This is a genomic window from Fibrisoma montanum (assembly GCF_003583365.1).
Classification (GTDB): Bacteria; Bacteroidota; Bacteroidia; order Cytophagales; family Spirosomataceae; genus Fibrisoma; species Fibrisoma montanum.
On sequence record NZ_QXED01000021.1, the window covers coordinates 25381 to 34710 of the forward strand.

Annotated in this window: 5 protein-coding genes; all 5 read right to left on the reverse strand. The window is 53.1% G+C overall.

Translation table 11 applies throughout. From position 1 onward, the window contains the following. Positions 1–4: 4 nt before the first annotated feature. Positions 5–646 (reverse strand): GIN domain-containing protein, encoded by a 642-nt coding sequence (locus DYU11_RS32685; RefSeq protein WP_158600408.1) that lies wholly within the window; start codon positions 644–646, stop codon positions 5–7. Positions 647–765: 119 nt separating this feature from the next. Next, complete coding sequence (locus DYU11_RS32690) at positions 766–3144, reverse strand: ABC transporter permease (protein ID WP_119671964.1); 2379 nt, start codon at positions 3142–3144, stop codon at positions 766–768. A gap of 179 nt (positions 3145–3323) precedes the next feature. Then, positions 3324–5777, reverse strand: a complete 2454-nt coding sequence (locus tag DYU11_RS32695) for an ABC transporter permease (protein WP_119671965.1) — start codon at positions 5775–5777, stop codon at positions 3324–3326. 74 nt (positions 5778–5851) lie between these two features. After that, positions 5852–8269: an ABC transporter permease gene (locus DYU11_RS32700; RefSeq protein ID WP_119671966.1), complete on the reverse strand. Its 2418-nt coding sequence runs from the start codon at positions 8267–8269 to the stop codon at positions 5852–5854. 95 nt (positions 8270–8364) lie between these two features. Continuing rightward, complete coding sequence (locus tag DYU11_RS32705) at positions 8365–8982, reverse strand: hypothetical protein (RefSeq protein ID WP_229366180.1); 618 nt, start codon at positions 8980–8982, stop codon at positions 8365–8367. Positions 8983–9330 lie beyond the last annotated feature (348 nt).

The following is a 9330-nucleotide window of genomic DNA, read 5'->3' on the forward strand; positions in this document are numbered from 1 at the left end:
TGGTTTATTTAGGTCTGGTGGAAACGTTTACAAGGTTAGCGTGCCCAGATTTTACTTCGTTCACCGTCTGAGCGTTGATCCGCACGGTGGCGTTGGCCTGAGTAACTACATTGGCCGTCTTCACAACCAGTTGATCGGCGTCAATCGTGCCATTCGCTGAGCTGACCAGGTCAAATGTGTTTACCTTGCCACGTAGCGTAATGTCGGCATTGGCTTCATTGACTAAGTCAAACGACTCGCCTGCGAGACCAGTCACCCTTATATCGCTATTCGACCAGCCGTTCTTCAACTGCTTCAGCCTGGGCGTTTTGATGGAAACGTTAACGGTGGCTTTGCTGATCCAGAAGGGCTTACCCGCCGGATCTTTAAAAGCGAGCTTCAACTTCCCGTTTTCGTTCGAAATCTGTAAATAAGAGCGCAAATTTTCGTCGAGGCTAATGGTCAATGACGACGTTGTGGCTCCAGCCTCAATGGTTAAATCGGCTGGAAACTGTTCAATCTCGATGACTTCGAATGGTTGGAGCGTTTTCGTCTCACGAACGATCCGGCCGTTACCACGTAGCTCTTTGGAGGCATCATACTTGCTGTTCTGCGCGTACGTAGCGAAGGATAACAGGAGGAATAAGGATATGAATACGGGTTTCATAAAAGATTGTCTTTGACTCAGCCCCGCAGAAATTGTCAGAGTTGAATGATTGCCATGATTTGTGATTGTACAGGCGAAAATTCTGTACATCATTTACATTGGATAAATCCTGCTTCAGATTATTCCGTCCTTAAGCTCTTCACCGGATTCATTAGCGCGGCTTTGATGCTTTGAAAACTGATCGTTAAAATGGCGATTACAATTGCTATGAAACCCGCCAGTACGAACATCCACCAGGAAAGATCAATCCGGTATTCAAAATTTTGCAGCCACTGCCTGGCAACGTACCAGGCAAGCGGTGAAGCAACGACAATGGCAATCAATACTAACTTGAGGAAGTCTTTGGAAAGCAGCGTTACTACGTTGACTACTGATGCACCCAGCACTTTCCGCACACCAATTTCTTTGGTCCGTTGTTCAGCCGTGAAAGCGGCCAAACCAAACAGTCCCAGACAAGCGATGAGGATGGCCAGGCAGGCAAAAATCGTGGCTAAAGTTCCAATAATAGTTTCGCTTTTATAAAGCTTCTCGTACTCAGCATCGACGAACGAATACGAAAAGGGGAACTTGGGATTCAGTTGCCGACAAAGGGCTTCGATGCTGGCTAATGCCTGTTTGGTCTGTCCGGGCTGCGGGCGAATCAGAATGTTATCATAGTTCCAGTTTTCGGCCAGGCGAATAACCAGCGGTCGGATCGGTACGTGTAACGAGTTGAAATGAAAGTCTTCAATTACGCCGACAATCTTGCCGGGTCGTTTCCCAAATGAAAGCGGTTGGCCAACGGGGTCCTGGTAACCTAATCGTTTCGCAGCCGATTGATTGATGAGGTAATTGGTCGAATCCGTACCAAAGGCAGCGGAGAAGTCGCGACCCTGGACAATCTTGACCCGCATCGTTTTCGCAAAATCATAACCCACCCAGGTATTATTGAACTGAATAGCGACATTCGGGTCTTTGCCTGCCCAGTCAACACCATCGGTTGTGTTTCCGTTGTACAACGGACTGGTCTGCATGTGAGAAACCGATTCAATACCCGGCATACGCAGCAGTTCCTGTTTGAAGGTCTGGTATTTTTGGGCTATTTCTCCTTCGCCCTGAATCCGGATCAGGTTTTCTCGGTCGTAGCCAAGTGATTTCGTCTGAATATATTGAAGTTGTCGGTAAACGACCACCGTCCCTACAATCATCAGCATTGATAAGACAAACTGAAAGACGACCAATCCACGCCGTAACAACTGCGCCCCTGCACCAAACCGTAACGAAGGACCGTGTCCCTTGAGCACTTGTACCGGCTGAAGCGAGGATAGAAAAATGGCCGGATAACTACCCGCTAGTCCACCAGTGACGACTAGTAACCCGAAGACTATTGCCCAGAACGTAGGCTGGCTTACTGGCAGTGTAAGTTGCTTGTCGGTTAGCTGATTGAATAATGGTAATGATAAGCCAGCCAGCAATATCGCTAGTCCGAGTGCCAGCGTAGTCATTAGGAATGCTTCGCCCATAAATTGCCGAATCAGCGACGAATGGGCAGCCCCTACCACTTTCCGGACGCCAACTTCCCGCGCCCGCTTCACCGACCGTGCCGTGGCTAAATTCATGAAGTTAATACTGGCAATCAGCAACAGAAAGACTGCTACAATGCTGAATAGCCGTACGTATTCAATGCGTCCACCGTCCCGGTGTCCGTTTTTGAAATTGGAATACAGATACGCTTCTGTCTCTGGTTGTAAAAACAGCTGAATGTTGAAATGAGCGCTGATGTCTTTATTGCGGCCTTTCAGGAACGTCCTGAGTTTGGCGTCAATTTTGGCAACATCAGCATCAGGACGTAGCTGTAAGCGAGTTCCGGGACCGGCATTGCTCCAATCGTTCAACCAGGGCTCCCGCTTTAGGTACGTATCCCAGTTGAGTAAGAAGTCGTATTGATCTGGGGAGTGAGCAGGAAGGTTTTCGAAAACAGCCGTTACCTGATAATCAATCCAGTTATCAAGCCGTATGGATTTACCCAGAGCCGTCTGTGCATCACCAAAATACGTTTCGGCTAACTGCTTCGAAATCGCTAGGTTGTTTGGTGCCTTGAGGGCCGTTTCAGGTGATCCGGTTAGGAGCGGAATACCATACATCCTGAACCAGTCAGCTCCAACGAAGTGTCCGGTTTGTCTGGATACCTTATCGCCGACAGCCAAAACGTGTTGCTCCGGCCCCGAAAACCCGGCTGCGTAAACAACCTCTGGAAACTGTCGTTTAAGTTCGTCAGCTAATATCCCTGGGGTATCTTCATCTGTGACAATGCGACCATCAGCAATTTCATGCTCCATGACCCGGTACAAATACGGTGCGCTGGAGAACTCCGTTCCAATGCTGAGTTCATCCTGAATCCAAAGCAGAATCAGCAAGCTGGATGTCATACCTAAGGCCAACCCCAGGATGTTAATCATCGAAAAGGTCTTGTTGCGGATCAGATTCCGCCAGGCGATCTTAAGATGATTGTACAGCATGATTGTTGAGGGCTAGTTAGGTCATATAAATAACACCAAATGGCATACCACAAAAATAAATGTCTAGTAATCAGTAGTTTGCTGATGGGGATATATGAACAATGTCCGCAAACGGACGGGACTCGTACAGTTGCGGACATTGTTATTGCCTGATTGACTGAATGTTAATACAATCAGACTTATTCAGCTCTCAAACTTTTTACCGGGTTCAGCATGGCAGCCCGGATGCTCTGGAAACTGACCGTAATCAGCGCAACCACTACGGCCAGCAGGCCCGCCAGGGCGAACATCCACCACTCGATGCTGATCTTGTATTCGAAGTCTTTGAGCCAGCCGCTCATGACGTACCAGGCCACCGGTGAGGCTACTACCAACGCAATAAGTACCAGCTTCAGGAAGTCAACTGAGAAGATGCTGAAAATATGCGCGGTCGAGGCACCCAGGGCTTTGCGGATACCTACTTCTTTTGTCCGCGACTCGACCATGAAGGCCACAACCCCGTATAGCCCCAGGCAGCCGATAAAGATCGCAATGCCCGCCAGCAGCCGGAACACCGAGAACAGACGTTCTTCGTTCCTGTAGAAATTATCAATGGATTCGTCCAGAAACTCGTATTTGAACACAAAATCCGGGAAAGTGGCCTCCCAAGACTGCTCGACGGTACGAACCAGGCGGCTGATCGCTTCGGTCCCACCTTGCCGGGCGTCGAATTGGATACCCAGCGTGTTATACGTATCACGGAACGACGTCAGGAGAGAAGGCGCCGTTTTCCGGTGCAGCGAATACGTACTGAAATCTTTGACCACGCCCACAATGGGTTTCTTTTCCTGAGTGCCACCCAACGTAATTGTTTTGCCGATAATCTGTTTCGGGTCGCTGAAGCCCAGTTTCCTGGCGAGTGACTCGTTCACCACAAACTCCCGCATGGTATCGGCCGGCAGGTACATACGTCCCGCTATCAATTGCAACCCATAGGTGCGAAAGTAGGAGGTATCGGCCGGGCGCATAACCACGCTGAAATCAGCTTCCTTGTCTGCGTTTTCAAAGCGGATGCTGGTTGACCAGTTGCCATTGGCAGAAGGGATTGATATGCCGTAGCTGAGCGATTCTACATGGGGTAAGCTCGCGAGCCTGGCCCGTAGATTTTCGAGCTGACCGGGTTTTCGTTCGGGGATCGGCACGGTCAGGACGGCATCCTTGCGATAGCCCAGATCGGCCGACCGGAAATGCTGCATCTGGCTGTAGGCAATGATGGTACCGATGATCAGCATCTGCGAGATCGCAAACTGCACTATGATCAGGCTTCGGCGCAGGGTTAGCTGCTTATTGCCCGACCCACCCAGTTTGCCGGATGCGGATCGCCCTTTCAAGGCCAGCACGGGCTGATAGCCCGACAGCACCAACGACGGATAAAAGCCGGCCAGAACGGTCGTAAACACGGCCAGTACGATCAGGAAGCCAATGACGGCCGGGTCTACGAGCGTCAGGGCATCAACTTGAATGTCCAGTAGTTTGGCAACACTGGGTAACGCGAGATAAGCTACTACTAATGCCAGAACAACGGCTATGGTGGTCAGCAAACCCGTTTCTCCCAGAAACTGGCGGATCAGCTGCCCCCGCGAACTGCCCATTACCTTCCGGACACCCACCTCCTTTGATCGGCGGATGGCCAGTGCTGTGGCCAGATTGATGAAATTGACACAGGCGGTAATCAGAATAAACAAGCCGATCAGAGCCATGGCCCAGATAGTCTGCCGGCTGACCGTCCGGTTGGCATAGTTGCCGGTTTCCTTGTCGTAGTGAATCTCGGTCAGCGGCTGAAGTTCAAACTTGAAATTTGCTGCATCGTCGGGGCGCAGGTACTTTTTCCCGAAGGCAACCAGTTTAGCGCCCATCTGCCGGGCCGCCAGCTCCTGGTCAACCGAGGACGAGGGTAAGGTCAGATAAACCTGCGCACCGCTGTAGGTCGACTGCCAGTCGTCCCAGCCGGTATAAGCTCCGTATTGTTTCAAAGAGGCAAAGGAAAGCAGCACTTCAAAGGGGACACTCGTTGTGGCGGGTGGGTTGTCAACAACGCCGGTTACCGTAAAATCCAGGCGATTTTCTACCCGGATCGTCTTTCCCATTGGATCCGTGTTGCCAAAATATTTCCGTGCCATTCGCTCCGACAAGACGACCGTATTCGGGTTTTTGAGGGCTGTTTGCGCATTGCCCTGTTTCCAGCCATAATCAAAAATGGAGAAGTACTCGGGCTCGACAAACGAAACCAACCCCCGGCCTTCTTTAAACTTGCCCGTGGCTGAGTTGCCCGTTCGTATGACCACATCCGAAATCTCATGGGTTAAGGTTATGTGCTGCTTCAGCTCCGGAAAGTCGTTCCGAAGCGCAGCCAGGGCGGGTAGCTGAATACCAACGTTGAAACCGTCGGTTGTGCCATTGGTATAATGACCCACCAACCGATACGTCCGGTCGGCGTTGGCATTGTGTCGGTCGTAACTTAATTCATAGCGGATAGCCATGAACAACAGCAGGCAGCACGCCAGGCCGAACGTCAGCCCGACGACGTTGATGACGGTGTAGTTCCAGTTGCGCTTCAGGGCGCGGAAGGCGGTTGTGAAATAGCTCTTTAACATAGTTGTAGGGAGCTTGGGGCTAAGGCGTGGGGCACGGGAATGGTTACCGTATGCCCTGCGCTCCATGCCCCTGGCTATTCAGTTCGTAAACTCTTTACGGGGTTCATCAGGGCCGCTTTCATGCTCTGGAAGCTGACCGTCAGGAACGCAATCAGCAGGGCCAGCGTACCGGCCAGGGCAAACACCCACCACTCGATGTCAATCTTGTAGGCGAAATCCTGCAGCCACTGGTGCATACCGTACCACGCCAGGGGCGACGCGATCAGGATCGATACCAGGACCAGCTTCAGGAAATCCCGGGCCAGCAGAACCACAATACTTGGGACCGATGCGCCCAGCACCTTCCGGACGCCAATCTCTTTGGTACGGCGGGAAACGGCCAGTGTTGCGAGACCAAACAGACCCAGGCAGGCAATCAGGATCGACAGCGCCGACGCCATGGTGACAATCCGGCCCAGGCGCTGTTCTGACTCGTACTGCCGCTGCAAATCCGCGTCGAGGAACGTAAAGCTGAAGGGTGCATTGGCCGCTACGGTTTTCCAGGCCCGCTCCAGCATCGCTACCTTATCGGATACGTTGCCGGCCGATAGCCGAACCGACAGATCCGGCGATGGCGACGATTGGTACATCAGGTTTTCAATGCCTTTGAACAGCGAATCCGAGCGCATCATCAACACAAGCGGCTCTACTTTTTCGTGCAGCGATACGTAGTGAAAGTCCTCGACGACCCCGATAACCCGATGGGCCGGGAACCGGCTCGACAACCGCGCGTTCATCGGGTCTTTCCAGCCGAATTTTTTCACGAAGGCCTCGTTGACGATGACCGCCCCGAAGTTGTCGGCGCTGTTTTTAACGTCGAAGTTGCGCCCGGCTACCAGCCTGATTCCATAGGTGGGCAGGAAATAGGGATCGACCAGGTTGAAATTTGTTTCGCGGTACACCTTCTGATCGTCGGTGAAGCCCAGTTCGCCCCAGCTGCCACTGGCAAACGGGAAGGCCGACGATGTTACGCTCAGTACGTCTTTCTGGCTGGAAACTACGTTGCGAAACCGCTCCACAAGAGCCCGTCCCTCGGGGCCGCTTACGCCCGCCGGAATAATTACGGTCTGTTCTTTCTGGTAGCCCAGCGACTTGTTTTGCAGGAAGTTCAATTGCTGGTTCAGCACAAACGTACCGGCAATCAGCATCACCGACAGGCTGAACTGCACAACGACCAGCGCCCGGCGGAAGAAACTCACATCCGCTTTCAGCAGCAGCTTGCCTTTGAGCACGTCGACCGGCCGGAAGCCGGAAAGCACCAGCGCCGGATAGCTGCCCGCAACCAGACCGACCACAACCACCAACCCCAGCAGGAGCAGGGCCGTTGTGCCGTCGAAGCGGAAGCGCAGCGTCTGGTTGGCCAACTGCCCAAACAGGGGTGTCAGCACGATCGACAGGGCTAACCCCAGCACCACGGCCAGAACGGTCATCAGCAGGGCTTCGCTCCAGAACTGGTTCATCAACTGGCTTCGCAGCGCACCCATTGCTTTGCGAACGCCCACTTCCTGCGCCCGGCTGACCGAACGGCCCAGCGACAGGGTCATGAAATTAATGCAGGCAATAACGAGCAGAAACAGCGCAATGCCCGACAGGATGTATGAATAGGCCGGATCGCTCACGGGTTCATACCCACCGTTCAGGTCCCGGTTCAGGTGAATGTCGGTGATGGGCTGCAGGTTGATGATATAGTTGTTACCCTTGTACTCATCGCCAAGTACCGAGCGAAGCAGCGACGGGTATTTGGTCGCCAGTTTGTCGGCGCTGGCCGATTCGCGCAGCAGCACGTAGGTTTCGGGGGTAACGTTGAACCAGCTCTTCAGGGCGCGATCCGATACCAGGTTTTTAACGTGCGCCATCGGGACCAGTATCCCAAACCGGATGCTGGAGTTGGTCGGTACGTTCCGGGCAACGGCTTTGACCGTGAAGGCCTGCATGGTGCTGTCCAGCTGCATGGTCAGGGTTTTGCCGATTGGATTTTCCGCTCCGAAGTATTTCTGAGCCATCTCTTCCGACAGCACTACCGAAAATAACTCCTGGATGGGGTTGGTCTCCTGGGCATTGACCAACGGAAAGTCGAACATCCTGAAAAAATCCGGATCGGCCAGGTGAACCCGTTCGCTGAACACCTCCGTCCCTTTGCGAACGTTGACGCTATTGACCTGCACCCGGCTCATGGCTTCCACTTCCGGAAAGGTTGCTTTCAGCGTTGGGCCGAGGATATAGGGAGTAGATACGTTGACAAACGCTTCGCCTTTATACAGTTCCTGCGTCCAGGCGCGGTGCAGCCGGTCGGCTTTGGTATGAAACCGGTCGAAGCTCCACTCATGCCGCACGTACAGGCCCAGCAACAGACAGCAGGTTACGGCCACCGTCAGGCCACCCAGGTTGATGAAGGCATATACCTTATGCCTGGCGAAGTTGCGCAACGCCACTTTGAGGTAATTCCGGAACATGAGACAGGAGGTTAAGGGCAAAGGAATAGCCGGGAAAGAAAACGGCTTCCGCCATCCGTCTTTCCAACAGGTTCAGTGTGCCTGATCGAGGATTTTTACTGGTTAACCGACTTAATGCCTAAGCTGCGCTCGGTTTCCTTGATGATGGCCTGCTTTTCGCGCTCGGATTTACCGATTACGTTGACGGTGCGTTCGAAAACCAGTTCATCGCCGTCTTTCCGGAACGTGTACTGCATCCACAGCCGACCGTTTTCCTTGTCTTCGCGGAATAGTACCGATGAGGGCGGTACGTCGTTCGGCGAAAGGGTTTTGGTTGATTTCGCTTCGAGCAGCGCTACCTCCGGATTGGTAGAAGCTACCTGGTCTTCGGCGTCGACCTGAGCCGCGTAGGCAACCTGCTCAGAGCAGTCCTGCTTTTTTGCCTTGCTGCTTCTGGGTTCCCGCTTCCGCTCGTTGAACACGCCGGCATAACGCCCATCATTGGCCTGATCGAGTGAATCGAGTACGCTGCGTTCGAGGTCACGTACGGCGCTGGCGCTCATGGCCGATACGTCAAACGAACGGCTGAAGCGTACGACCCGATTGGGCTGTTCAATGTCAACGCGAATCCGAAGCTCCCGACCGTCGGTCGTCACTTCTTTGCTGTAGGATGACCGCTGTGCCAGGGCACCGAAGCCAGCCGTAAGGAACAGGAGCGTAAGTAGCGTTTTCATCAGTCGAAGCGAATTTGCGTATTGAGCCGTATAAGTAGAAATGCGTATACATGGCATATCTATGATCATGCCAAGTAATTATTGGTTTGATAGACAGGTAGTTGTCCTGAAGTATGCGGCAAAAAGTGTCCGTTTGCGGACAAGCGCCGTACGACAGCGGACAGCGGCTAAACTAGTCAGGTTCTGCCGGTTGCGCAAAGGGGATTTACACGCACGGTTTATTTCGACTCATGAATGGGGCGTGGGGCAAGGGGCAGGGGGTACTGTCGGCAAAGGTCTGACGGTACGTCTGACCCTGAGGCTTGGTGCGAGGGGTTTAGGGCAGGGGGCTGGGGGCAGGGGTTGAAG